The sequence below is a fragment of the Actinomycetota bacterium genome, assembly GCA_019347675.1.
In the GTDB taxonomy this organism is placed as follows: Bacteria; Actinomycetota; Nitriliruptoria; order Nitriliruptorales; family JAHWKO01; genus JAHWKW01.
The window spans coordinates 152,087-177,287 of record JAHWKW010000004.1; the positions used below are offsets into that span (position 1 = coordinate 152,087).

At 67.9% G+C, this 25,201-nt stretch carries 25 protein-coding genes and 1 pseudogene; 10 read left to right on the forward strand and 16 right to left on the reverse strand.

Going from position 1 to position 25,201, the window contains the following annotated elements:
* Positions 1–41 precede the first annotated feature (41 nt).
* The 5 genes from KY462_04050 to KY462_04070 all read right to left on the reverse strand — a co-directional run bounded on the left by KY462_04050 (position 42) and on the right by KY462_04070 (position 3,505).
* On the reverse strand, positions 42–266 hold the full coding sequence (locus KY462_04050) for a hypothetical protein (protein ID MBW3576909.1): 225 nt from the start codon (positions 264–266) through the stop codon (positions 42–44).
* Between the two features lie 43 nt (positions 267–309).
* A complete protein-coding gene (locus KY462_04055; GenBank protein ID MBW3576910.1) occupies positions 310–1,275 on the reverse strand; it encodes a type II secretion system F family protein in 966 nt (321 codons plus the stop codon).
* Positions 1,272–2,180: a type II secretion system F family protein gene (locus tag KY462_04060; protein MBW3576911.1), complete on the reverse strand. Its 909-nt coding sequence runs from the start codon at positions 2,178–2,180 to the stop codon at positions 1,272–1,274. Before KY462_04060 ends, KY462_04055 begins: the two co-directional genes overlap by 4 nt.
* A 28-nt stretch (positions 2,181–2,208) precedes the next feature.
* The gene (locus tag KY462_04065) at positions 2,209–2,679 is read right to left on the reverse strand and encodes a CpaF/VirB11 family protein (GenBank protein ID MBW3576912.1); all 471 of its coding nucleotides are present in this window, start codon (positions 2,677–2,679) and stop codon (positions 2,209–2,211) included.
* 136 nt (positions 2,680–2,815) lie between these two features.
* Positions 2,816–3,505 (reverse strand): winged helix-turn-helix transcriptional regulator, encoded by a 690-nt coding sequence (locus tag KY462_04070; GenBank protein ID MBW3576913.1) that lies wholly within the window; start codon positions 3,503–3,505, stop codon positions 2,816–2,818.
* Between the two features lie 131 nt (positions 3,506–3,636).
* On the opposite strand from KY462_04070, the gene KY462_04075 reads away from it, so the two are divergent.
* A complete protein-coding gene (locus tag KY462_04075) occupies positions 3,637–4,437 on the forward strand; it encodes a cupin domain-containing protein (GenBank protein MBW3576914.1) in 801 nt (266 codons plus the stop codon).
* A gap of 271 nt (positions 4,438–4,708) precedes the next feature.
* Entirely contained in the window at positions 4,709–5,140 is a 432-nt protein-coding gene (locus tag KY462_04080; protein ID MBW3576915.1) for a hypothetical protein, read from the forward strand.
* 773 nt (positions 5,141–5,913) lie between these two features.
* Here KY462_04080 and KY462_04085 read toward each other — a convergent pair.
* On the reverse strand, positions 5,914–6,762 hold the full coding sequence (locus tag KY462_04085; GenBank protein ID MBW3576916.1) for a hypothetical protein: 849 nt from the start codon (positions 6,760–6,762) through the stop codon (positions 5,914–5,916).
* 101 nt (positions 6,763–6,863) lie between these two features.
* On the reverse strand, positions 6,864–7,085 hold the full coding sequence (locus KY462_04090) for a hypothetical protein (protein MBW3576917.1): 222 nt from the start codon (positions 7,083–7,085) through the stop codon (positions 6,864–6,866).
* A gap of 175 nt (positions 7,086–7,260) precedes the next feature.
* Here KY462_04090 and KY462_04095 point away from each other — a divergent pair, with 175 nt between their 5' ends.
* Positions 7,261–7,548 carry a transposase gene (locus tag KY462_04095; protein ID MBW3576918.1) on the forward strand — a complete coding sequence of 96 codons (288 nt, stop codon included), beginning with the start codon at positions 7,261–7,263 and terminating at the stop codon, positions 7,546–7,548.
* A gap of 262 nt (positions 7,549–7,810) precedes the next feature.
* On the opposite strand, the pseudogene KY462_04100 reads toward KY462_04095, so the two are convergent.
* Both KY462_04100 and KY462_04105 read right to left on the reverse strand, forming a co-directional pair.
* Positions 7,811–8,367 (reverse strand): annotated as a pseudogene (locus KY462_04100) (GIY-YIG nuclease family protein).
* Between the two features lie 75 nt (positions 8,368–8,442).
* A complete protein-coding gene (locus KY462_04105) occupies positions 8,443–8,859 on the reverse strand; it encodes a TIGR03668 family PPOX class F420-dependent oxidoreductase (GenBank protein ID MBW3576919.1) in 417 nt (138 codons plus the stop codon).
* Positions 8,860–9,033: 174 nt separating this feature from the next.
* Between KY462_04105 and KY462_04110 the strand changes: the two genes are divergently transcribed.
* Positions 9,034–9,897, forward strand: coding sequence for an LLM class flavin-dependent oxidoreductase (locus tag KY462_04110; GenBank protein ID MBW3576920.1), 864 nt, complete (start codon positions 9,034–9,036; stop codon positions 9,895–9,897).
* A 538-nt stretch (positions 9,898–10,435) separates the two neighbouring features.
* The gene (locus KY462_04115; protein MBW3576921.1) at positions 10,436–11,179 is read left to right on the forward strand and encodes a methyltransferase domain-containing protein; all 744 of its coding nucleotides are present in this window, start codon (positions 10,436–10,438) and stop codon (positions 11,177–11,179) included.
* A 571-nt stretch (positions 11,180–11,750) separates the two neighbouring features.
* On the opposite strand, the gene KY462_04120 is transcribed toward KY462_04115, so the two are convergent.
* Complete coding sequence (locus KY462_04120) at positions 11,751–13,691, reverse strand: hypothetical protein (protein ID MBW3576922.1); 1,941 nt, start codon at positions 13,689–13,691, stop codon at positions 11,751–11,753.
* A gap of 142 nt (positions 13,692–13,833) precedes the next feature.
* On the opposite strand from KY462_04120, the gene KY462_04125 reads away from it, so the two are divergent.
* From KY462_04125 to KY462_04135, 3 genes are all read left to right on the forward strand, one after another.
* On the forward strand, positions 13,834–14,028 hold the full coding sequence (locus KY462_04125) for a hypothetical protein (protein ID MBW3576923.1): 195 nt from the start codon (positions 13,834–13,836) through the stop codon (positions 14,026–14,028).
* Between the two features lie 574 nt (positions 14,029–14,602).
* A complete protein-coding gene (locus KY462_04130; protein MBW3576924.1) occupies positions 14,603–14,827 on the forward strand; it encodes a hypothetical protein in 225 nt (74 codons plus the stop codon).
* 190 nt (positions 14,828–15,017) lie between these two features.
* The gene (locus KY462_04135; GenBank protein MBW3576925.1) at positions 15,018–15,356 is read left to right on the forward strand and encodes a nuclear transport factor 2 family protein; all 339 of its coding nucleotides are present in this window, start codon (positions 15,018–15,020) and stop codon (positions 15,354–15,356) included.
* 205 nt (positions 15,357–15,561) lie between these two features.
* Here the strand turns inward: KY462_04135 and KY462_04140 are convergent, their stop codons facing one another.
* The 4 genes from KY462_04140 to KY462_04155 all read right to left on the reverse strand — a co-directional run bounded on the left by KY462_04140 (position 15,562) and on the right by KY462_04155 (position 20,786).
* On the reverse strand, positions 15,562–16,179 hold the full coding sequence (locus KY462_04140) for a GNAT family N-acetyltransferase (GenBank protein MBW3576926.1): 618 nt from the start codon (positions 16,177–16,179) through the stop codon (positions 15,562–15,564).
* Positions 16,180–16,221: 42 nt separating this feature from the next.
* Positions 16,222–16,722 (reverse strand): OsmC family protein, encoded by a 501-nt coding sequence (locus KY462_04145; protein MBW3576927.1) that lies wholly within the window; start codon positions 16,720–16,722, stop codon positions 16,222–16,224.
* A gap of 161 nt (positions 16,723–16,883) precedes the next feature.
* Positions 16,884–19,760, reverse strand: coding sequence for a LuxR C-terminal-related transcriptional regulator (locus KY462_04150; protein MBW3576928.1), 2,877 nt, complete (start codon positions 19,758–19,760; stop codon positions 16,884–16,886).
* 765 nt (positions 19,761–20,525) lie between these two features.
* On the reverse strand, positions 20,526–20,786 hold the full coding sequence (locus KY462_04155) for a hypothetical protein (GenBank protein ID MBW3576929.1): 261 nt from the start codon (positions 20,784–20,786) through the stop codon (positions 20,526–20,528).
* A gap of 728 nt (positions 20,787–21,514) precedes the next feature.
* Here KY462_04155 and istA point away from each other — a divergent pair.
* Entirely contained in the window at positions 21,515–22,735 is a 1,221-nt protein-coding gene (istA, locus tag KY462_04160) for an IS21 family transposase (GenBank protein MBW3576930.1), read from the forward strand.
* Positions 22,735–23,532 carry an IS21-like element helper ATPase IstB gene (gene istB, locus KY462_04165; protein MBW3576931.1) on the forward strand — a complete coding sequence of 266 codons (798 nt, stop codon included), beginning with the start codon at positions 22,735–22,737 and terminating at the stop codon, positions 23,530–23,532. Before istA ends, istB begins: the two co-directional genes overlap by 1 nt.
* Before the next feature lie 53 nt (positions 23,533–23,585).
* On the opposite strand, the gene KY462_04170 is transcribed toward istB, so the two are convergent.
* Together KY462_04170 and KY462_04175 are read right to left on the reverse strand one after the other, a co-directional pair.
* Positions 23,586–23,831 (reverse strand): hypothetical protein, encoded by a 246-nt coding sequence (locus KY462_04170; protein MBW3576932.1) that lies wholly within the window; start codon positions 23,829–23,831, stop codon positions 23,586–23,588.
* A 629-nt stretch (positions 23,832–24,460) separates the two neighbouring features.
* Positions 24,461–24,904: a hypothetical protein gene (locus tag KY462_04175; GenBank protein MBW3576933.1), complete on the reverse strand. Its 444-nt coding sequence runs from the start codon at positions 24,902–24,904 to the stop codon at positions 24,461–24,463.
* Between the last annotated feature and the right edge of the window lie 297 nt (positions 24,905–25,201).

Genomic DNA, 25,201 nt, shown 5'->3' on the forward strand with positions numbered 1-25,201 from the left:
GATCGACCCCAGCAGCCAGGCTCCGACCTCACCAGCAGGGGTCAACGTCCGACCTGGCCACCACCACCGCTGGTGATCTGGCTGGTGATCCACTCGATGATGCTCACGCCGGCGGCTTGCAGGGCGCCCCAGATGACGAGAAGCGCAAGGATCCCGATGGCCGCGTTCCCCAGAAGTTCCGCCGTGCTGAAGCCGTCCTCCCGCTCACGGAACTGTGTCGCCAACCCCGTCAGGCGGAGTCGCAACGCCGTGATCAGCTGCTGCATGTTGCATCCCTTCTCTCGAGTTCTTGACCTGTTGTGCCCTGCATCAGCGGACCCCGAAGATCAGTGACGGCAGGGGCGCGGCGATGAACAGCAGCATCACCGGCGCGAGGATCGCGATGATCGGGAGGAGCATCGCGGCGCGGCGGCGGGTCGCCGTCCGCTTGAGCGCTTCTCGGCGGGCGTCGCGGATGTCCTCCGACAAGCTCAGCAGCGCGTCGGCGAGGTCGGCGCCGAACTCGGCGCCAGCCGCGAGCAGCCGGTAGGTCCGTGCGGCGTTGGGCTCCGGCGTCAGACGCGCCATGCGCGCGAACGCCTCCGGGGCGCGCAGTCCGGTGCTGTGGGCCCGCAGGACCTCGGCGAGCTCGTCGACCACCGCGCCGTTGCCGCGCGCGACCACCCGCTGCACCGCCTGGATGACTCCCCCACCGATGCGCACGTTCATCGCCAGCAGCTGGTTGATCGTGTACAGCTCGATCCGCATGCGGTTGCGGCGCTCGTCGATACAGCGGTCCAACCGCCCCCGCCAACGCGTCACTCCCACCACGAAACCCAACGCCCCGGCCACCAGGACCTCCGACGGGGACCCGCCGATCACCAGGCCGACCGCCACCCCGATCGCCGCCCCCGCGGCGGCGTTGCCAAGCTGCCGCACCCGGTAATCCTGCACTCGCCGCTCGACGGGCACGTCGACGAGGAGGCCGGCCTGGCGGAGCTTCAACAACAGCCGTTCCTCGCCGGACGCGTCGACAACACGACCCAGTCGGTCCGCCAGCGCCTGCACCGGCGGGCCGAACAACCGCCGGATGGTGCCGCCTGACAGAGCCGCGTCCGGCGTTGCGACCGAGAGCACGTCTGCGCTACGCCCCAGGCTCGTGCGGCTGGCGACCGTGTAGGGACGCACTCGTGCCGCGAGCCGGCGGGTCGGACGGACCAGCAGCGATGTGGCCAATGCCACGGCGGTGCCGGACACGACCGCGGCGAACAGCGCCCATCCCAGCGGGGCGGTCACGTCTGCCCCTCCGGAAGCTGGCGCGAGACGGTCGCCCCGCCGCCGAACACCCGGTCCTCGCCTTGATCGCGGCCGAGGCGCCCCACGATCCACAGGCCCAGCAGGCTCAGCAGACCACCGATCAGAACGACCATGACCCCGGCTGGCGACCGATAGAAATCCCGGAAGTGGCCGGCCTGCGCGGTCAACAGCAGCAGCACGAGCCAGGGCAGCACGAACACGGCGCGCGCGTTGATGCGTTGCTCGAGGCTCTGCGTGGTGATCTCCTCCAACGCGCGCACATCCTTGGTGGTGGCCTCAGCCAGGTCACGCAGGATCTCGGTGAGGATGTGACCGCCACGTTCGTGCGCCAGGATCAGCACCTCGATCACCCGGTCGGAGGTGGGATCGGCGAGCTCCTCTTTGACCAGCTCGAGAGCTGGGACAACGCCGAGCAGGCGCGACAGCACCGGGTAGCGAACGAACGCCTGCCGCAGCGGTTCCGGTCCCCCGATCGTCAAGGCCGTGACCGCCTGGTTGAGCGACAACCCGGCCGAGATGCTGGCGAGGAGCTCGCGGATGCCGTCCGGCCAGGCTTCCTGCACCTCCCGCAGGCGCGTGGTGCGACGCCGGGCGAAGTACGTGTGCGGAAGCATCCCGGTGGCCACGGCCGGCACGATCGCGACCGCCGGTGCTCCAGTGATGGTCATGACCACCACGAACGTCACAAGACCGGCGGCCACCGAACCGACCGCGAACTGGCGTGGGGTGAGGTCCGCCCCGGCCTGGATCAACCACAGCTGGCGGCGGCTGACCTGGGTCGGCGTCCGGCCGCGGCCGAGGTCGAAGTGAGGCAGGCTGCCGGTCACGGCCCCGACGGCCAGCGACACGAACAGGCCGGTGATGGCCGCGGCCAGCAACGTCACCGCGGCCCTCCTGGTGCCGTTGTCCCGCTCATAGCGGCGAGCTCCGACCCTCGAGGATCGCCCGTAACGTGAACCCCTCCGGGAGCGCCCGCTCCATGCGCTCCGCAGCGGGCGGGACGGCACCCGTCCACACCAGCGGCTTGCCGAGTTCCTGGCGCACGAAGATCGGTTCAGTGCTGAAGTCGGCGTGCAGCGAGGGCACGAGCGCGAGGATCTCCATCACCTGCCGCCGGATGCCGTGACGGGGATCGGCTCGGTTGATGTCGTCCCGGTCGAGGTGCACCACCACGTCGATCGCCGACGCGAACACCTTCCTCACGATCGTTTCCGTCACGTTCTCTCCGGCCATGATCGCGGCGTTGACCAGCGCGTTGAGCGCGTCACGCGCCCCGTTGGCGTGCACGGTCACCGCGAACCCACAGCCGGCGTTGACCGCTCTGGTGAGCTCGAAGGCTTCGGCTCCGCGAACCTCACCCACAACGATGTGGTCTGGGCGCATCGACAGGGCGGTGCGTAACCGACCCCGCGCGAGAGTCCCCGCTTCGGGCGGTTACCGCTCCCCGTCGGACGGCCGGGAACGCGCGAAACCGCCGTCGTCACGTGTCCGTCACGGAGCACAGCTCACGAGGCCTCGGTCAGGTCGGTCGTCTTCGTTCGAGCGCTGGAGCGATGTGCGCGAACGGGCTGGGTTGTATCCAGGTGGGGAACGCCTTTTGCAGGTCCGTTGGCCCTTGTGCGTGGAAGCGTCCCGAGCTCACCATCTGTTGGAACGTGGTGCGTCGGAGGTTCCACTGCGCGAGCGTCTCGGCGTCGGTTGTGACGATCATGTCCTCGGTCCGTCCCGGATGTGATGTGCACAGCTCAGCGCGGGGGCGGTGGAGGACCATCCAGAAGCGCCGCACGGGCTCACCTTGCAAGTCGAAGCGCACCACAACCCCGCGCCGCGGAACCTTGTCGAGATCGACGAGTTGGCTCGTAGCCCACAGGACGTAGGCGGGGTCGAGGTGGTGTGGCTGCAGTTCGAGCCACCGCGACCCCCACGCTCCCATGGCGTCGCACACGGCCTTCAATTCCCAGCCGCTCTCTGTCAACGTGTACACGGATCCCCGCCCGTCCTCCTTGCGGCTGCTGACGACGACGCCGTGCCGCTCAAGCAGCCTGAGACGTTCCGCGAGAAGGGCCTTCGGGATCCCCGGCGCCCCGTCCCGCAACTCCGTGAAGGTGCGACACCCGGCCGCGAGGTTGCGCACGATGATCGGGGTCCACCGCTCCGCGAACAGTTCGGACGTCCGCGCGATCGGGCAGTACTGACCGTAACTCTTCATGGGCACAGTCTCGGCGGTCTCGATCAACCAGGCAAGTTCAGATTTTGGGATTGACCGGACGGCACGGCCTGCAGGACGCTCCCTCTGGATCGAGACGGACTTGAAGGAGTCCCAGAAGGGAGCAGGCTGAGGTGGACGGTTACTTCCTGGAAGACGGCCGCGGCGAGTCCGCGGATCTCGGCATCGTCTGTATGCGGGTCATCGTCTCGAAGGCACGAACGAACGGAACGTTCGGGATCGCTGAGTTCCGCGGATCCGAAGGCGCATGGACAGTCCCCCACGTCCACCGGCACATGGAGGAGTCCTTCTACGTACTCGAAGGCACCTTCGACTTCGCTTGCGGAGAACGCAGGTTCCAGGCCGACAAGGGCGCCTTCCTTATGGTTCCCCGGGACACGCCCCACGTCATGGCGGCAGGGCCAGGCGGTGGCACGCTGCTCGTAGTGTTCACTCCCGGGGGACTCGAGGACATGTTCCTGCAACTCGGCCGACTCCAGAGAACAGCATCACTGACCCAGGGATCAGAGCCGAGATCGCCAGCCGGTACGACTCGATCCCGGTCTGAGGAAGCCGTCGCGTTGGCGCCGACACGCGCCGACAACCGAACCGGGGCCGAATCATGCGCGCCTCGCCATCTCGGAGAGGCGCGCATATCCACGGCTTCGATCACGGCCTACGGGCGTTATCCCGATACGGCGTTGCCATCTCGAACCCCACCTACCGCTTTCCCCCTGCGGCACACACGTTCGCGAGCTCGTCTCCGCACCTACGCCATTCGCAGACACGGTCTGGTCATGAGGTACGCGGGACCGCCGGCCGCGCTCCGACGGCACCGAGGATGTGGAGTCCGACGATGCCCCACGCGAGCCCGAATACCACGGAGACGCCGAAGGCCACTGCGCCGGGAAGGACGTCGAGCGCGTTCACCATGATGCGTGCGACGAGGAACGAGCAGACCGATCCCACCGGCGATCCCTAGCAGGGTCCCCAGTCGCTGAGTGTCGCCCTCACGGCGCAGGACGCCTCCCGCAACGACCGCAGCGATACTGATAAGCAGCCGGCCGAAGTTCATCCCCGCCTCGAAGGGCGGCTCGACAAGCACCGCAACGCCCACCACGGCACCTATCGCCAGGACCGCAGCGACGCCTGCCAGCCACGTCGCGACCGTCCGGCGCCATCCGGGTCCCCCTCGGCGCACCATTGATGGCAGCTGCGCTCGCGCTGACCAACCCCGCGGTAGCGGGCGCTGGGACCGGTGCCGAGGCGGAACTGGCCGAGGTGCGGCGAGCCACGGCCCGCTACCACGACATCGAGCGTGCGGTCGCGGACGGCTACGTGCGCCGTTCCGACTGCGTCCCGCACATGGGGTACCACTACGTCCGCTCGGTCGCGGGGGACGCGAGCGAGCTCCAACCCACGGTCCCAAACATCCTCGTGTACGCCCGCCGGGGCAATGGGTCCCTGCGCCTCGTCGCCGTGGAGTACGCGAGCATGAAGCCCGCCACCTTGTTCGGCCGGGCCTTCGATCCTCCCCACCCGGGCGGACCGCCGTTCCACACCCTCCACACGTGGATCTGGCAGGCGAACCCCGACGGCACGTTCGCGGCTCTGAACCGCAACATCTCATGCACGTGAACTGTCAGCGGCGGCAGCGATGATCCAACCCATCACGACCAGGGTGCGGCGGCCCCGAACGGCCGCCGCCCCGTCGCGGGCAGCGGCACCTCGGCGAGTGCTCATGGCAACGCCGTGAAGCGTCCGCGCGAGGTTGCCGTTCGCTCTGATCGTCTGAACGCCCACCCTGTGATAGGCGTGACGCGGTCATGGTCTCATGCTCGTTGTGCTCCGGTGGCCGCATCCTGGCCCCGCGCACAACCACTGGGTTCTGAGCACGTTGTCTCGGGCGGGGCAGCCCGGCTACACGAGTCCCGGGAAACTGCGGTAGTTGGCGCATGACGTTCGACGCGGAACACGGCATAAGCGCCACACTCCCGGACCCGCGGTGGCCGAAGCCGGGACGGGCCGTAGCGGCGTTTGTTTTGCGAGCCGCTCGGACTACCGCATTCAGGAGCCGTGCAGCTGGACGCGAACCGCGCGACATTCCCCGTTGCGGGCGGCTGGTACGGCGACGTCCGCAGGCCCAGAGCGCACGTAACTGATTGCCGCCGTCCGTCACATAGTACTCCGCCAACGGGGCTATCTGGTTGTCATCGGCGGCAGGCTGATCGGCTCCAGGCGACACAACGACCGGAGAGTGTCTGTGAAGCCGAGCCGTCAGACACCCAATGACCATAGGAGGAGCCGTAGGAATCGATCATGAAGCCCCCTGAGTCTTCACCTCTCCCGATAGTGGCGGCATCAGCGCATCCTGCTGGGCGCCGAGCTGCTCCACCCGTCGTCGCGGTGGGTTATGAGCCCTTCTCGACCAAGACTGGACCACTGCTCCAGTGAGCGATATGAACGTCGACTCTATTGAGTCCAAACTTCATCGAGGTGCGCGCATCGATACTAAGGGCCGTTTCACCGACTGTCTTGACGATTCGCTGAGTGAGAGACGCATCAATTGGTATAGGCGCCCCCAAGGGAAGGTCGGCCCCCGTTCGCGACAGGAACCGTCGGTTAATCAGGCCTAGATTGTGGACGAGCAGGTTCCTTACCTCGATGAAATACATCATCTCGCGAACCGCATCCTCATCGGGCACCAGCGTAAAACCCAAAGCGCGTTCCAAGTCGGCCTGCAAGTCGTAAAAACCCTTATATGTAAGGGTGACGACCCGTTCTTCAGCGAGCCAGTCGATGAGTTCCGAAAGGTCGTCGTACTCGAGTACCTGGTCAATGCGCACCGTCTGACCCGAGCGCAAAGTCTCTGGACGGGCACGAAAAATCTCCCCAAGTAGTTGACCGATATACGCCAAAAATGAGTCGACCGAATTACTTATCAATGACTCCAATATGACGCCGCGATTGCGCTTCACCGCCTCCAAATGACGAGTCGATTTCGCTAGGCTTTCAAGACGCTCACTTGACATCGCGTCGCCCTCATCAATTAAGGCCAAAAGCTTGACGTTGGCTCGTTCTTGCTCGTCAGCCCACGCTGCCAGGTTTGCCATGTCTGAGTAGAACTGAATCATCTGCGAGTGGCGACGGAGAAACCTCGCGGCCGATTGCGTGAGCGGTATCGATTCAATCCGGGACTCGCCCGCTGTCTCCTGTGGGTCCATGCCGATGAGCGTATGGTGCAAGCTCGGGGGCGTCACCAATCATCATCCACCAAGTCGAGGCGGTTCACTATCAGGGACTAAGGACTGCGCCAATGGGTGCGTGAAGAAAGCCGGTCTAGGGTAGCGGTTGGGCGCTGTCAGGTCGGTGTGGTGTCGTCCAGGAGCTGTTCGGCGGCTTCGCGTGACACGTCTTCCATGGCCGTGATGATCTCGTCGAGGTGACGTCGGTTGGCGATCCACTGTTCGTACAGCTGGGCCTGGCGGGGAGTGAGACGGCGGGTGACGGTCTTGCCGGCAACTTTTCGGGCTCCTGGTAGTAGGGCCCGGGACGTTGCGGCGGGTCGGCGTGGCAGCGGCATGAGGGCGTGCTGCAGGTGGTGAACCGTCGGGTGACGCTGCCCTGGCTGATGAAGCCCGGTTCGCTGATCTGGGCGGCGAGGTCGAGGTAGCGGCGCCGGGCCGCGGGTCGGTCGCCGGGGTCGATGCCAGGGTCGGTCACAGGATGCTCCTTGCGGGTCAGGGTAGGCGGGCCGGGTGCTTGCCTCCCGGGTGGGATGCGGGCGCTGGCACCGGGGGGTCGTCGACGCCGTGTGGGCGGCCGTGCAACCGCTGCTGCCGTCCAGGCCGTCCGATGCGCATCCGCTGGGCTGTCACCAGCCCCGCATCGCCGACCGTGACCGCTTCGAGGCGCTCCTGGTGCGGCTGGTCACCGGCTGCTCGTGGCGGACCACCGCGGCGCTGAGCGGGATGAGCGGGACCACGCTGCGGCGCCGACGCGACGAGTGGGTGACCGCCGGGGGTGTTCGAGACGCTGGCCGATGAGGCCATCGCCGCCTACGACCGCATCGTGGGGCTCGACCTGTCCGAGGTCGTGGTCGACGGGTCGATCCACAAGGCCCACTTTGGTGCTCGAGCATCCCAGCGATCCTGCCGTCCGCTAGAACCAGAACGCCGGCGATTATGAGCCATCCGCGCTCCGAGGCGTTCCCGCCCAGAACCACTGCGATGCCGTACGCCAGCGCGTTGGGGCACTACTACAACACCGACGCCGAGGTCGACCGGTTCTGCTACCTCCCACCTCCTCCTACCTGCCGCCTGGCCTGACAGCCTTGTGGTAGTAGAGACATGGCCGGCCGGTGCCCTCACAGCGGTCGTAGACGCCCTGCGAGCGCGACCGCATCGGGAACACCCGCAGGAACAGGTCCAGCGTCTCGCGGATCGCGTAGGCGTGGGTGTAGGGCCCGAAGCGCCGATCGGCCCGCGACCTCGGGTTGCGCATGACGCGTGCCCGCGGCACCTCCTCCGAGGTCGTCAGCACCAGGTACAGGTTACCTCTTGTCGTGGCGGTAGCGGACGTTGTACCGCGGCCGGTGTTCCTTTGATGAGGTTGTACTCGAGGTGGAGCGCCTCGACCTCGCCACCCACCACGATCCACTCGACCGACCGTGCCGCCTCGAGCATCGCCTGCGTGCGCGGCGGGATCAGGTGCCAGCCCTGGAAGTAGTTCGCCAACCGTTGCTTGAGCGATTTCGCCTTGCCGACGTAGACGACGCGTCCGTAGCGGTCACGCCACGGGTAGCACCCAGGCGCGTCGGGGACGGCACCGGGTCCTGGACGGAAGGCGAGCGCGGGGTTCTCCACGCCGCCATGGTACGGCCGGTGTCTCCACCGCTGTGGGGCGCCGGAGCGATCCACCGCGCCGAGCCGGTGCGATGGTCAGGGCGACCACGACGCCCAGCGCTCGACGGTGACGGCGATCACGGGCCCGCGGGGGGCAGTGTCCCGGTACGGCGGGTACTTCTCGACCAGCCGCTCGATCGCTTGCTCGCGAGCCGCTCCCGCCTCCACGATCCGTGCGGTGCCGTCCGCCCGGACCCACCACAAGCGTGACCAGTCGTCTTCGTAGTGGTCCACGATGACGCTGGCGACCGGGCGCGCCGCGATGTTCTTCAGCCGCTGGAGAGCGGTGGTCGTTTTCGGCTTGTGGTCGATCGCCGTGACGATCGTGCCGCGGCCGACGGCGAAGGTGATCGGCACGATGTGCGGACGCCCATCGGGCCGGACAGTGGCGAGCCGGGCAACCCGCGCTTGCGTCACCCGCCGCCGCAACTCCGGGTCGAGGTCCTGCTCCATGCCCCCACCGTAGACGTCAAACCGCCTCCGCAGAGCGGGTCATGTGCCCACGGCTCGGCCCACCAGCACCTGCTGCCGCGTCTAGGCTGCTGGGGCCGTTGTCCAGTCGACTGGTCGCCGTACCGTGGCGCGCGGCGGCGGTCAGCGAGGTCAAGCCGGGCTGAGGAGAGAGCAGTGGACATCGGAATCGGTATCCCGAACACCGTCCCGGGCGCTACCGGCGCACAGTTGCTCGACTGGGCCCGTCGCGCCGAGGAGGCAGGTTTCTCGAGCCTCGCCACGATCGGAGTCGTGTCCTATCCGGGATACGAGGAGCTGACCGTCCTCGCGGCCGCGGGGGCGGTGACCGAACGCATCCGGTTGCTGTCCAACATCCTGATTGCCCCGGCGCGCAGCACCGCCGAACTGGCCAAACAGGCAGCCAGCGTCGATCAGCTCACCGGCGGGCGGCTCACGCTGGGCGTGGCTATCGGCTGGCGCGCGACCGACTACGAGCTCACCGGCCGGGACTTCGACAACCGCGGGCCGCGGTTCGACCAGCAGCTCCGCGAACTCCAGACCGCGTGGGCCGGGGAGCCGCTAGCGGAAGGGACGAGGCCGGTTGGGCCTGCTCCGGTGCAGCAGCCCGGCGTGCCGCTGCTCATCGGGGGAACAGCCGACGCGACCATCCAGCGAGTGGTCGAGTTCGGTATCGGGTGGACCGCCGGTGGCATGCCGCCAGACGCCGTGGGCGCCACGGCCGAGAAGGTGCGGTCGGCATGGAACGAAGCGGGCCGAGACGGGCAAGCCAGGATCGTGGCCCTTGCCTACTTCTCGTTGGGCGACACCGTCGAGGAGTCGCGCCGCAACCTGCTCGATTACTACGAGCCGATGGGCAGTGACACGGCCGAGATGATCGCCGACAGCGCACTGCGTTCCGCAGAGGCCATCACCGGTGCGATCGACGCCTACGCACGAGCGGGGGTGAACGAGCTCATCCTCGACCCGACGGTCTCGCAGCCTGAGCAGGTCGATCTGCTGGCCGAGACGGTGCTCTAGAGCCTACTGTTCACGGGTGGTGTTGCTTACACGAACGTAAGTAGTCGGCTACTTCAACTGAGGTGGCCACGGCGTGAACGCTCTGGTCGTCCATCGTGCAGCATTCATCGCGTCTCGCAGCCGTGTGGCTGGCGTTGGACCGGCACACGCCAGGACGACAGCGTCCTGGACATGGCCGGTGTGATCGTCTGCGGCGTTCGCGCCGGGCGCATCGCCTGGGGTCGGCTCTACATCGAGCCGGTGAAGGCTACGGACAGCGGTGCGGAACATGACGAGCGGACCGTCAGACGGGGCGTGAAGCGCGGCACTTCGCACACCGCTGACCACGTCTGACTGCGGCAGTCGCGCCAGAGTGCCGTACGAGAAACGAAGCCAACATCAGGGCGCTACAAGCTGCTCGTTTGCCGAGTGCCGTGCGAGAGAGCTTGTAGGGTCGCCGCGGCTCGTCTCGCTCGCGACAGAGCCAAGGGCCGGAGGTGGAGCGGTGGGTGACTACACCCTTGCCCTCGACGAGGTCGAGCTCACCCGGTACCGGGACATGGCCGAGGTTGCCCGGGCCCAAGAGGGTGACGCGTGGACGCGCGCGGGGATCGTGCCAGGCGCCGTCGTGGCGGACGTGGGATGCGGCCCGGCGGCGGTCACCGTCGCCATGGCCGACGTGGTCGGCGAGGACGGGCGTGTGATCGGCGTCGAGCGGGAGCCCGACACGCTGGCCGTCGCACAGCGGGTCGTCGCCAACGCCGGTGCCCGGAACGTCGAGCTGCGACAGGGCCAGGCCACGGCGACCGGTCTCGAGCCCGGCTCGCTGGATGTCGCAGTGATGCGTCACGTCCTCGCCCACAACGGCGGGCAGGAGCAGGCGATCGTCGACCACCTCGCGTCGCTGGTGCGACCTGGCGGTTCCGTCTACGTCATCGACGTCGATCTCACGGCGATCCGGATCCTCGACGCCGATCCGGACCTCGACGACCTCATCGACAAGTACGTCGAGTTCCACCGACGGCGCGGCAACGATCCCTGGATCGGGCTGCGGCTCGGCAAGCTTGCGACCGCGGCGGGCCTGACCTCCGTCGAGCATCGCGGCTGGTACGCGATCGTGCAGTTCGTGCCGGGCATGCGTCCGCCGGCGTGGGCCGCACGCGACGCCATGATGACCGACGGGATCATCGACGAGGACGACGCTGCGCGTTGGGACGCAGCGTTCGCCCGGACCGACGCGGCGACGGTGCCACCGACGCTCTTAGCGCCGCTTTTCTCAGTGGTGGGTCGGCGTCCGGCTTGACGGGGGCGACTAGGCCTCGTCGATCTCGCCAGCCGTTCGCGCAGCTCTCGGATGCGGGCGTCGATCTCCCCTCGTCCTCTCGCTTCACAGGCGAGCTCCTGGAAGTAGGCGATCGAACTGCTGTCGCCCCCGGGGCTTCCTTCCGCCGCTGGCCGCAACGACTCCCGCGTGGCTGCGGCAGTTCGCGCGCCGCCGACCAATGAACAACGCGGCAGTCGCGTCAGAGGGCCGGCATGAGGCGGTGAATCCTGTGGATGTCAGATCTACAGGAGGCGCACGGCCATGATCCATGACGTCACTCAGTCCGGCGTCCGCTGTGCGCGCTCGTCGACGATCTCGCGGATCGTGGGTGGTACGTGGTGCGAAGCCAAAGCGGTTCGCAGCCCAGACGCCACGTGACGAGGCGTGGGGACGCTGTTTCTCGCTCGCCACTCGGCGGCACGCGCTGGCCCTGGCCTGATCGCCAGGGTCAGCCGCCGTGGACTTCTCCACGCCACACGGTCTCGGCGGCGGGCGGGTGGAACCACGAGGGGCCCGGTCGCCCGGGCCCCTCGCGCTCCGACGCGTGTCGTCAGTTGCTGCGCGCCGTATCCCGGAAGATCCACAGCCCGCTGTCGCGGTCGCTGCCGAGGATCAGCGTCTCCCCGTTCTTGACGAACGTCTCCACGCCCCAGAAGTCGTTGCCCTCGAGGTCGAGGTAGCCGCCGGTCTCAACGAGCTCGCAGGTGCTGGTGTCCGCCCGGTCGCTGCACCGGATCTCCAGCGCGCGGATCCCTGCCGAGTAGTACGACAGGTAGGCCGCGTCCGCGTCTACGACGTGCGTGGCCACCTCGTGGACCGTGAGGTCCCCGAACCCGAAAGCGAACGCTGGGTCGTGCGCTTCGGCGACGGCGTAGGTGTCGAGCTCGGCGAGCGTCTTCGCGTCGAACAGGTGAACGTAACCCCAGCCGTCGAAGACAGGCTCGAACTTCACGTGCTCGCCGACGTCGCCGATGGCCGGGTCGGACTCGGGATAGGTGTAGGTCACCTCGCTGGCGAAGAGCAGGTGGAAGGCGCGGTGGCCGATGCACACCGCGGGGATCCGCTCGTCGAAGTCGTGACCCTGCCCGCCGCAGATCTGCGCGTCGGGCGCGTCGCCCCCCTGCGCACCGCTGTGGTGGTTGGCGATAATCACGCCGTCGTACCCGGCGTCCTGGGCATTCTCGACTTTCGTCGAGAAGAAGCACGCCCCGTAGGATGCACTCGAGTCGCCGACGGGCCCGCGCTGGAGCACGACGATCCGCTCCTCTCCCGGGCCCACGTAGGGGTCGAGGACGGAGGCCGGCGGGATCGCGGTCGACTCGTCGCAGCCGTACCCGCCGTATATCGTCGGTCCGTTGAGCTTGCCGTCAGGCAGGGACTGGACCGGCGGGGTCCAGCCGAACTCGCCGGCGGGATACTCCCCGGCGAAGCTCCCCGTCTCGATGGTGAAGATCGATCGGTACGGCGCGAAGTCCTCGTCCGTGCCGATGAAGAAGCGGTTGTCCGCGGTGAACTCGGCCTGGTGGGCGTTGCCCTCGGGCGGCAGGGCGATGCCGGCCGACTCGAGCAGCTCGGGATCCGGGTTGTTGAACTCGGTGTCACCGAGGTAGACGGCGGCGGCCGGGTCGGTGACATCGAGCACCACGTAGCCGCCGTCCCAGTAGGACAGCAGCAGCAGGAACGCCGTGTCGATCTGCTTGACGACCATGTCGTGCAGAGACGACTGGCTCAGCCCGATCTCGGGCTGGTCCACACCACCCGGGATGTACCGGTTGAGGTTGTACTCGGCGATTAGCCTCGGTCGGTACGGGTTGGTGATGTCGAGGATGTCCACGTCGGTGGTCTCGAAGTTGTCGACGATCACGACGTAGGCCCGGTCGCCGGCGTCCCAGGCGAACGCGCTGTGGATGTCGTTGGTGTCCGCGAACCCGCGGTCGCCGAAGTGCATCGACAACCGGAACGGCTTGCGCGGGTCGCTGACGTCCCACAGGACGACGCCGCCCTTGCCGTTCTTGCCGCACTGCTCGCTGTTCATCACGAGCATCTGACCGTCGAAGAACTTGGTCGTGACCTCGACGACCTGCATCCCCTCGCCGGGACGGCTGTCCTGGTGGTGGGGGATGAACCCGGCCTGCGTTGGGTTGGCCGGATCGGAGATGTCGACGACGTACGCACCGGCGTCAGGGTTGTTGATGCCCCCCGCCTCGGAGTTGGCGGCGCAATCGGGGCGGCCCCAGTTCGCCAGGTAGGCCCAGTTGCCGTCGGGCGAGACGGCGACATCGGCGATGAGGTCGTCGATGTTCGTGAGGTCGAGCGTGCTGAGCAGTTCGATATTGCCCCAGGCCCCGCTGCCCGCGAGGTGACCGTCGAGGGCACCATGCTGGTGGGGGTGAGCGGTGGCGATGGTGCCGAGCGGCACCACCAGAAGCATCAGCGCTGTCGCGACTGCGACCAGCGCGCGCCGAAGTTGCATACGTGCGCGATCCTGCATGGAACGCCTCCTGTCGAGTCTGAGCCGCTACGGGGACGCCCACCGACCTCATCAGCCCGTCGCGGGGGATTCCGCCTTCGCGAGACGATCGCGAGCGCTGCATTATGTCTCAAATGCACTAGTTCCGCTACTCGGATCGGGTGTGGCCGGCTCGACCGTAACCGGTCCGACTGGCGCAGCCCCCGCCGCTGGGGAGAGGTCTTTCGGCGACGCCACCGTCGCCGCCGCGATGATCGACCGGCTCCTCCACCACGCCGAGGTCATCTCCCTGAAGGGCGACAGCTACCGCCTCAAGGACCGAGACCTCGGACAAGTCCCAAACGACGACGCAGCGTGACCGCCAACCGCGACCCAGGGGTCAACTTTCGACCGCCGACAGGGATCAGTTTTAAGCCGTTGACGATAAGGCGCAGCGACCGCGCTGCGCTGGACGTCACGGGATTCCGTCGTCAACGGGTGTCCGAGGTAACCGCCGGCCAAGAACGTGACAACGAACTCCACCGGCGGTCGCGTTTTGATGACCCTTATCGAGGCCCGATCGGGGATCTTCGGTGCTGGTCGGGGAGATCGACGCGTTGGCCCACCGACTGTCGGGGATGGGTAGCGCGGTGATGGACTACGAGTTCGCGGTCTCGTCCTCAGGTCGACCTTGAGAGCAGGGCGCGCCTACTTGTAACCGCCGATACGTACCCGCCTACGATCACGGCAGAAACGACCGTCCACCGCGCCGTGTTGCTCAACTGTCGCGGAGAAGGCCCACGAGAACGGTCGATGCAGCCACGGAGAGGTTGCTGGGCGTGACCAGCGACGCGTAGCCGGCGGTGACCTGCGGCGTCCCTATGTGTCAGGCTGAGGCTGAGACACCTGGTGTAGTGCACATCACTCCCAGGGCGAGAAGGATCACCTGACCGATGACGATGACCCCAGCGGTGCTGGCGACGCGCGACACTTGCCTCGTGGACCGGCACGAGAACGAGCACGACCCGGCGGCGCGTCGGCGCCGGCGGATGTTCCCCGCGGAGAAGAAGCTCGCCCTGCTGGCCGAGTACGACGCGGCCGATCGCGAGGGCAAGGGTGCGCTGCTGCGGGCGCCTCCGAGGATGCCGGCGCTACCTGGCGCAAGGACTTCGACCTGATCTTCGAGCGAACCGGTCGCTGACGATCAATCACGAAGCGATGCAGACCAGGCGAATTCCGCGAGCGCCAGCTGCGCGGATGATGTCGGCAAGGGGCACGACCAGAACCACGGCTCTCGCGTCGGCAATCCTGGGGCGATGAGATCGAGTCGCGTGCTTGGTCCACGCTTGTGCCGAAGGAAGGACGGATGTGAGCAACGCCGACATCGTGCGGGCCTGCTTCGAAAGCTACGTCCGCCAAGACAGGGACCACGCCGAACGCCTCATCGGTGACCCCTTTGTATTTACCAGTCCCCAGGACGACCACATCGATCGCGCCGCCTACTTCGAGCGATGCTTCCCGACGATGAACCGACTGAGACGGCATGAGCTCCTGCACGTGACGCCGACCGACGGCGACGACGTGTTCGTGCTGTACGAGTACGAGCTGACGACCGGCGAGGTCTTTCGCAACACCGAGGTGCTCACCGTACGGAACGGCCAGATCGTCGAGGCACAAGTCTTCTTCGGCGGTCGCGTCGACGCCTAAGCGCCGTCGACCGCTTTGTGCGGATCTGCCCTGCCGCGGCCGCGCCCGAAGCCACGGCTTCCAGGTGCGTACACAAGAACAGCCGAGTGCAGCTGGTATCCGACAGACGTCCGTCGTGTAGCTCTCAGGGGTCGCATGGTGCCCCGTGCGTTCGGTAGCGCCGGCTCTGAGCAGGTATCGGCACCCCCACTCTGCTCGGGGACCGTCAGGCAGCGGGTGCGCGCCGCATGGCCCACAGTGTCGGTCCGTCCGGCACGATGAGTTCGCGGGTCACCTCGAAACCGTTGCGTTCGTACAGACGGATGTTCCGTGGCGACGTCGCTTCGAGGTACGCCGGCAACCCGACGGCGTCGCAGCGCTCGAGAACTGGCCGGAGCAGGGCCGAGCCGATACCCCTTCCCTGGTGTTCGGGACGTGTGCCCACCACCGGCAGGTAGTAGTGGCCCTCATGCGGGTGATGTTCGTTCAGGACCTCGAAGAGTTCGAGCATCGATTCGCTGAACTCCGCGGTGGCATGGACGATCTCGGCGGCGAAGGCCTCTGTGTCTTCATCGGGCATATCGAGAGCGTCGGGAGGCACCCACAGTGCAGCACCGTCGCAGTCCGCGGTCGTGTAGACCTCGTCGTGTTCGTGGCTTGCGGCAGCCATCAGTTCGAAGAAGCCAGGCATGATCTGCCGCCGTCGGATGGGGTCGGGCACCACCCAAGAGATGACAGGGTCGTCTTGGAAGGCGGCAGCGAGCGTGTCGGCGACCGCGGGTAACTGGCTGTCTCTCGCCTTTCGGATGCTGTTGACGGGCGGTTGCGGCTGGGCGATGGTCATGGATCCCTCCTGTGGGTCGGCTCGCAACTCACGATGTGCGGGTCAGGCGTCGGTTCCGGCGTGGAAGCGCACGGCCACTTCGGTGGGGTTGTTCAGCGCGAGGTAGATCGGGCACCGCTGCTGCCATACGCGGGCGATTTCGCTGATCCCGTCCTCGCCCGCGGGTGTGGCGACGGCCACTTGGAGGTCGAGGCCTCGGAGATCCGGGACGGCACCATCGAGGCCGAGAAGCCCGCGAGCGTCCGCGTCACAGCGGACGGTGGCCGAGACGCTGTCGATCGGGATGCCGAGCTGCGGCCCGAGGGTGTCGCGAACGAACACGACGGCGCAGCCGGCGAGAGCGCCCAGCAGCAGTGCGGTCGGGCTCGGGGCCTGGTTTGTGCCACCCAGCGGTTCCGGCAGGTCAGCTCGCCAGGTGAACGGTCCGGCCGCGATGATCGCCTGACCGTTCTCGCTGCGTGCGGTCACGGTAGGAGTGCTGCGCGCCTTCTCGGGATCCGTCTCCCACGCTTCAACCGTCCTGTTGATGGTCTCGCTGTCCATCCGATGCCTCCTTGGTCGCGGGGACGAGCACGGCCCGACCGACGGTAAGAAGAAACCATCTGGGCAGCAGCGGCAGGATCACCGTGTTCTCGAAGGGCGCCTGCCGTATTCGCGGCAGCACACGGACGTGCCCCGCCGTTCAGTCGGCCCAGACGCGGCTGTCAGCGATGCGATACCGGTGGTCGAGCCACCGCGGCGAGCCCGAGTTCGGCGGCCCGACGGACCGCTTCCGTGCGCGTTCGACAGGCGAGCTTGGCGAGCAGGTTGCGCACGTGCATGTCCACCGTACGGGTACTCACGTACAACTCCTGGCCGATCTCCCGGTTGGTCTGTCCCCGGGCTATCAGCCGCAGCACCTCTAACTCGCGGCGCGTCAGGCCGTGGTTTTGGAGGTCCGTCGCGGCTCGCCGCCCGAGCCTGCGCGTGACGTCTTCGCCCAGAGCGGCCAGCTCGCGGGCGGCCGCCAGCGCCAGCGGTCGCGCTCGCAGGTTGCGTGCGGTGTGGTAGCAGCCGACGAGCCGCTCGACCGACTGGTCGTGCGCGCCCGCCGCAGCCAACGTGACGCCGCAGCGCAAGCCAACCTCGGCCTCCTCAGGCGGCAGGTCGAGCGGGGCGAGCAGCTCGAAGGCTCGTTGGTGACCGTCGGCGGCGCGTCGAGCGTCTCCGTCCAGCAGCGCAGTCTCGGCCAGCGCCGACGCCAGGGCGGCGAGCGCCTCGGGGGCACCGGTGGCGCCCGCGATGCACGCCAGCACGTCGGTGCACGCCGCCAGCTCCGCCCGTAGGCCCTGTTGCGCGAAGAAAGATGCAGCCCACCGCAGTGGTGCGACGGCGAAGTGGCGTTCCTCACGTTCGGCGCAGCGGCTCACCAACCGGTTCAGCTGCTCCGCGGCGGCGGACGCGTTCCCGTCGGCCTCGTGCAACCGGGCCAGTCCCCAGACCGTCTCGATCTCCACCCCGAACAGGCCCAACGTCCCGGCGAAGGCGGACGCGGTGGTGAGGTGGCCACGTGCCGGGTTCGCCTCACCCCGGGCCGCAAGGATGAGCCCGAGCTCGCCGTGCGCGACTGCCCGTGCCGGGTCGGGGGCGCCAGACGTCGCGATGACGTCACGGCAGACCTCGATGGCCTGCTGCCAGCGACCGGTTCGCCGCAGCGACGGTGCCAGACAGGCCAGGCACAGCTGCGCGGTTCCGTCGAGCCCGCGCGACCGGCAGTACTCGAACGCGGCGGAGTATGCGTCCAGCGTCTCCGGGTAGCGACAGGCGTATTCGAGTGACACGGCCCACAGGTACTGGGCCTCGGCCGAAGCCTCGTCCGATCCCGAAGCCAGCGCCAGGTCCAGACCATCGCGGGCCAGAGCGACCCCACGATCGAGCTCGCCGAGGCCGGCCCGCACGACACCCTCCAGTCCGAACGCCCGCGCACGCAGCGGTACGTCATCCGGCGGGATCTGTTCCGCTGCCGTCCGCACGAGCAGAAGAGCCTCAGAGAGATGCCCGGCACCGTCCAGATGCTCGGCCAACAGCAGCCTCTCCGCGCCCGCGTCACGCAGCCTGCCCGCTCGTTCGAACGCCTCGATGGCAGCACCGCGCGCGGCCAACGCCCCCGGCAAGTCACCTCGCAGCTCTTGCACCCCCGCAAGACGCCGTTCGGCCTCACCAGCCGCAGCGTCGTCACCAGAGGCACGCTGCCTCTTGGCGATCGCTTGCAGTGCGGTGGCGGCATCGTCGAGCTCGCCGCTCCGCTGGGCACAGACGGCCCACAAATCCAGCGCCTCGAGGTACCCGTCGGGCTCATCTCCGGCACGCCACGACTCCAGCGCCGTGCGGATGGCAGCTGCGGCGTCCTGGTAGGCATGCAGCCCGCAGGCGGCCTTGGCCGCCGCGACGAGCCACGGACGTGCCCGCTCGGTGTCGCCGGCCGCCAGCCACTGTGCCGCGACCGCCTGAGGTGCGCCGCCGCTGGCTTCCAGCACCTCCCCCAAGCGGCGGTGATGACCGCGACGCCGCGACCAGGGTGTCGCCGCGCACAACGCCTCAGGCACGAGCGCGTGCCGGAAGACCACTTCGACCCGCCCGGAGGGATCCGTCACCTCCACGAGGAAGCCGCTGTCGCACAGCTCCTCAAGCGTGGCCGCGTTGGCGATTTCGGTGGCGAGCTCGGCCGGCAGCGGCATCCCCGCGGCTGCCACAACCTCCGCCAGCTCAGCCGCAGCCGGGCTGAGTGCGTCGAGCCAGAACAGAACGGCGTCGCGGATGCGTTCCGGGATGACCGCCGCTGCGGCGTCCAGATCGACGCCGCCGGGGGTCCATCCCGGTTGGCTGGCCAGCGTGTCGGTCAGCGCTTCGACGTAGAAGGGCACACCCTGCGAGCGCTCGTGGATCAGCGCGGCGAGCTCAGGCGACGGCGCCTCCCCGAGCCGTCTGGCGATGACCAACGCCGTGCCGGCCTCCTCCAGTGGCGTCAACCGGATCTCGATGAGCCCCCGCCCGCGGCGCAGCTGGGTACGCAACCGGCGGAGCGGATGGCGGCGCGCCAGCCCATCGCTGCGGTAAGCGCCGATCATCAACACCGGAGTGTTCACGAGTGTTGGCGTCCACCGCTCCAGCACCCCCAGAGTCCCGGAATCCGCCCAGTGGAGATCATCGAGGAACACCACGGTCGGTTCCTCGCCTGTGGCCCGCCGCAGGGCAGCGAGCACGGCCGTTCTCACATGGGCAGGGGTATCCACCGCCTCCACAAGAGAGCCGATGGAGACTGGCCTCGACTTGGCCACTTCAGCATCCCGGGACCACACTCCAGACTCGCGAAGCAGGGCGTCAAGGGGCTCGTACGGGGCCGTGGGACCGGGATAGCCGGCGCCACGCAAGACGCGAACCGTCGCCGTGGCCAACACCGTTTCCACCAGCGCCGTCTTCCCCACACCCGGCTCGCCCGACAGCAGGACGACGCCACCCCCCACCGTTCCGAGCCGCGCCAGCGTTGCCGTCAGCAGTTCGACCTCACGATCGCGATCGATCAAGATGCCGTCACGCGACACGGTCGCACCCTCCATCGCCGTCGACCCGACGACCGACCACAGAAACCTCCCCTCGACCTGACCATTGTGACGCGACAAACGACCGCTCGGTAGCGGTCAAACCACAACGCAACGCACTGGTGTCGAACGGTGAGACGGCACACGCACCCAGCCAGACTTGCCTATCGCGATGTGGTGCCACCAATGAGCGATCCACCCCCGGGCCACGCCAAACCCGACTCGCGCGCGGTTCCGAAGGCTTCGACATGCCACGTGTCATGAGCTGCCCGTCAGCTCCCGCGAGCGCGCCCCACGGTTACCGTGAGCGTCGCTCATCAGTTCCAACGTGCCCAGCGACGCCACCGAACGCGCTCGGCCCGGCTGCCTAGAACCCAGCCGACGACCAGACAGATCGCGGGCAGGGTAAGAGCGATGATCTCGGCCAAGGTCATGCGGCCTGCACTGACTGGTACGGAAAGTCAAAGTTCGCCAGGGCGGTCCGCTCCTGACCGCTTGACCCAGTCGTCCGCCCGCCAGCGTCAAAGAATCCCCTGATGGGCGCGGTCGACAGTGGCTTCCGGAGCTGAGAAGCGCGCGTAACCAGTCGCCATCGACACCTGTCCCCATGTGTAGCGTAGGCGGATCGGCCCCTGCGACCCGGTCAGCGAAACGGCGCCGTCCGGGGCTGGGTCGCGCAATATCTCGGACCTGCCTGTCCTCAACCAGCTTTCATCCCATCGTCAGCACCAACCCAGAATCGGACCGCGCGGGTAGGCCGATAGCGAATTAAGGCCCACGGAGGAACTCCCGAAGAGCGGCGTGATCTGCGTACTCCGCGTGGTGCTTCCAGCCGCGGTTGTACTGCACTGCGAGGTAGCCGGTCGCTAGGGCACCGATCACAGCCATTCCGAGGAGCGCGACTCCGAGCACGGCTAGATCATCGACAACGACGGCGCCGACGATGGCGTTCGCAAGGAAGGCCCCGGGAAGGAAACGCATGGAGCGCAATCCTGCTTCCGCGACGTGCTCAGCCGCGGCGGCCAGCATGGGATCGTCTAGTCGTTGCGTGCTTCGCGCCGCACGCTGAACGCACTTCCACCGATCGGAGCCCAACCGGTGCTCCATTGCGCTGAGTTCGTGATTCTCTAGCTGGCGTCCGAAGCGATTCCCTCCCATCCTTCTCGAACCGTAGCAAGAAGGACGTGGCGGAGATTCACGTGTCGTCATGGATGGGAAATAGTTCGGTCAGCTCAGGTCAGGGATCGCGTAGCCACCTTATGTGTGCTGGCGTGTCGGTGAAGGGATCGTCCGTAGCGTCGAGGTGTCGGCGGTTGACTCTAGAGCGCCTGCTGGGCGCGCGTGCGCGGTCTGGCTTGGTAGCGAGCTGTCGCCCGTCCAGATCCGCCTCGGGTGACTCGAGGCAGGAACATGCTCGCTGGCACGCGGTATGTCTCCGGCGGTGACCGTCACCACCAACAGATAAGAGATGCTGACGGTCATGATCGGCCATCGACCCGCACAAGAGGTCGCACACCGCGGTTGCACTGGGAGAGCGCGACGAGGGGCTCGACCAGATCCGCATCAACGCCAACACCCGGCAGGTCCTACGGCTGCCCAAGTGGGCGGACCGCTGGCCTGCCCGGGTCTGGGTGTCGGCGGCGGTTGAATTGTGACCCCCTATCGACGGTTGAAAGTTGACCCCCCTGGTCGCGGTTGCGTCACGGAAGGTGACTGGACCGCGATCCTGGCGGCTTCAGCGGCCAGGAGGAGAGGGGTTGCTCAACGTGGAGGAGTGGGCGGAGATCCGTCGGCTGCACTTCAGCGAGGGCATGGGCATCAAGCGCATCGCGCGTGAGCTGGGGGTGGCACGCAACACCGTGCGTGCCGCGGTGCGCGACGACCGGCCACCGCGTTACGAGCGGGCGTCGCGCGGATCGGCGGTGGACGCGTTCGAGGACGACATCCGGCGGCTGTTGCAGGCCGATCCGCGGATGCCGGCGACGGTGATCGCCGAACGGGTCGGCTGGTCGCGTGGGATGACGGTGTTCAAGGCGCGGGTCCGTGAGCTGCGTCCGGCGTTCTTGCCGCCCGACCCGTCCGGTCGCACGACGTACCAGCCGGGCGAGATCGTGCAGTTCGACCTGTGGCAGCCCGATGTCGACGTCCCGGTGGGCCACGGGCAGACGGCGCGGGTGTGGGTGATGGTCGCGGTGGCCGGCTACTCGCGGTTCATGGCCGCGACCGTGATCGCGTCACGTGCGACCCACGACGTGCTCGGTGGCCACCTCGAGTGCCTGCTGCGGATCGGTGGGGTGCCACGTACGGCGGTGTGGGACGGCGAGGGCGCGATCGGCCGGCGTCGCGGCCCGGTGAGCGAGCTCACCGACGCCTTCCAGGCCTTCCGTGGCGTGCTGGGGATGGGCGCCTACATCTGCGAGAAGGGCGACCCGGAGGCCAAGGGGCTGGTCGAGCGTGCCAACGGCTACCTCCAGACCTCGTTCCTGCCCGGGCGGACCTTCACCGACGTAGACGACTTCAACGACCAGCTGACCTCGTGGTTGGAGGAGCGTGCGAACCGGCGGGTCCACCGGGCGACCCGCCTCCGGCCGGTCGACCTGCTGGCTCAGGACCGGGCGGCGATGCGGGGTCTGCCGCCGGTGCTGCCCGACACGGCCTGGCGCCGCTCGCTGCGGCCGGGTCGCGACCACTACGTGCGCTTCGACACCTGCGACTACTCGGTGCACCCGCGCGCCATCGGCGCCTGGGTCGACGTGACCGCCAACCGCGACTGGGTCGTCGCCACCACCAGGGATGGGGTCGAGGTGGCCCGCCACCGCCGCTGCCTGGCCCGCCACCACGTCATCAGCGACCCCGGACACGTCCGGGCCGCGAAGCAGCTGCGTGACGCCCGCCGCCAGCTGCCACGACCGCCACAGGAGACCGACGTGGAGGTGCGCGACCTGGCCGTCTACGACCGTGTGCTGGGGGTGGCCTGATGGCGGCGAAGAAGACCACGACCGCCGCGGCGCCGCGGGTGACGGCCGATCTGGCGTTCCTGTGCCGCGCGTTGAAAGCACCGGCGCTGGCCGCCTCCGTCGAGCGGCTGGCCGACCGTGCCCGCGACGAGGGCTGGACCCACGAGGAGTTCCTCGCCGCCTGCCTGGAACGCGAGGTCGCCTCCCGCCAGACCCACGGCGGTGACGCCCGCATCCGCGCCGCCCGCTTCCCCAGTGTCAAGACCATCGAGGACTTCGACTTCGCCCACCAGCGGTCGGTCAACCGCGACACCATCTACCACCTGGCCGCCCTCGACTTCGTCGCCGAGAAGAGCAACGTGGTGTTCCTCGGGCCGCCCGGCACCGGCAAGACTCACCTCGCCACGGCCGTCGGGATCAGGGCGTGCCAGGCCGGCCACCGGGTCGCGTTCGCCACCGCGGTCGAGTGGGTCACCCGGCTGCGCGAAGCCCACGACGCCGGACGGCTGCGCGATGAGCTGCGCCGGCTGGGGCGGGTGCCGCTGTTGATCATCGACGAGGTCGGCTACATCCCGTTCGAGTCCGAAGCCGCGAACCTGTTCTTCCAGCTGGTCTCCAACCGCTACGAACGCGCCTCGGTCATCGTGACCAGCAACAAGCCGTTCGGACGCTGGGGCGAGGTGTTCGGCGACGCCACCGTCGCCGCCGCGATGATCGACCGGCTCGTCCACCACGCCGAGGTCATCTCCCTCAAGGGCGACAGCTACCGGCTCAAGGACCGCGACCTCGGTCGCGTCCCCACCGACGACGCAGCGTGACCACCACCGACGACCAGGGGGTCAATTTTCAACCGACGCCAGGGGGTCAATTTTCAGCCGTTGACGACAGCTGAGCCGATCATCGCCAGCAGCTGGTTACCGGTCTGGTTCACGGTCTTTTGAGCCGAACGGCGCGCGATACGCAGCACCCGGATCATCTCGTCGTTGCCGTCGTAGGTCTTGGGCTCAACGGTCGCGCGGCCCGACCGCACCGCTCGGGCGGCCGCTTCGGCCTCGACCAGATCGGACTTGCCTCTGTGGCGGCGGATACGGCGATCCGGCCGGTTGACCTCGACCACCGCGACCCCTTCCCCACGCAGGTAGCGGGTCAGCCCGGGCGCCGTAGCTGCCGGTGCCCTCGATCCCGACCTGGTCGACGATCCCCAGCTCGCCCGCCCACGCCAGCAGCCGGCGATAGCCGGCCCGGGTCGTGGCGATCTCCAACGCGTCCAGGAACCGACCGAGCTGGTCGAGCGCGACCACCACATGGACATCGGCGTGGGTGTCCACGCCCAGGGTGACCAGGACCTCATCGTGTGGCATCGTGTTCACGTGTTCGCCTCTCACTCGCTGTGGGGCAACACGGCGAAGTCGAGACCACGGTCCCGACTGCGACCGAGACTCGCAGTCGGGCTTCTATCAAGACACGCATCCTCGACTTCGCCATGCCCGCAGGGCGGCCCAGGAACCGACGGACGGTTCTATCGAAAGACACTGGGTCGACCACGGCTTGAGTCACGCCGGCCCAGGCAGCCCCACCGGCATCCTCTCAGACACCGGCACGAACCCACTCGCAACCACGGCTTACCAACTTGCTAGTTCGCCGCGAGGTTCGAGCCCAAGGCGTTCGCTACGTCGGACGCGATCCGGTACGCACCGCGAGCGGCTGAGCGTCAGGCAGGGGTTCCTCGGTGATCGCCGTCGCGACTCAGGCCGACTCGCCCGACCGACGGCCGATCATGATCAGCCCGCTGATGAACATGAGGATGCCGATGGCGACCATGCCGGGATCCCATCCCATCGAGCTCGACATGGCGCCGTCCATCCCCCCACCCATGCCCGAGCGGGCCATGCCCCAGTCGGCGACCTTCGCCACCAGCGCCTGGTTTCCGACCATGATCGTGGCCCAGACCAGCATGAGCGGCCCGCTGATGCCGCCCATGTCGGCGGCGAGGGGTGTGAAGAGCAGGATGCCGTGGATCAAGGCAGCCACACCGACAGCGAACATCACCCAACCACCGACGCTGAGAGCGGCACTAGAGTCGGCGCCGGCCATGTCGAGAAGTCCCGCGCCTGGAGTCAGGATTGCATACAGACCTGAGACGACGCCGATGGCACCGCCGTACAGCCGGATGATCGGAATCCTGGTCATCAACCTCAGCGTAACGGTCGGCTGCAGCCCGACCGCCACGTAGCTACTCCGGCGTCGGATCGAACAGACCTACTCCGCAGAGTGGTTCCTGTCCTCGATCCGGTTGGCGACACGCGGTCAGTTATGAGCGCGAACGCCGGACCGAAGGACCGTACAGAACCACTGTTACTGTGAGCGTCGCTGATCAGTTCCAACGTGCCCAGCGACGCCACCGAACGCGCTCGGCCCGGCTGCCGAGGACCCAGCCGACGACCAGACAGATCGCGGGCAGGGTGAGAGCGATGATGTCGGCCCAGG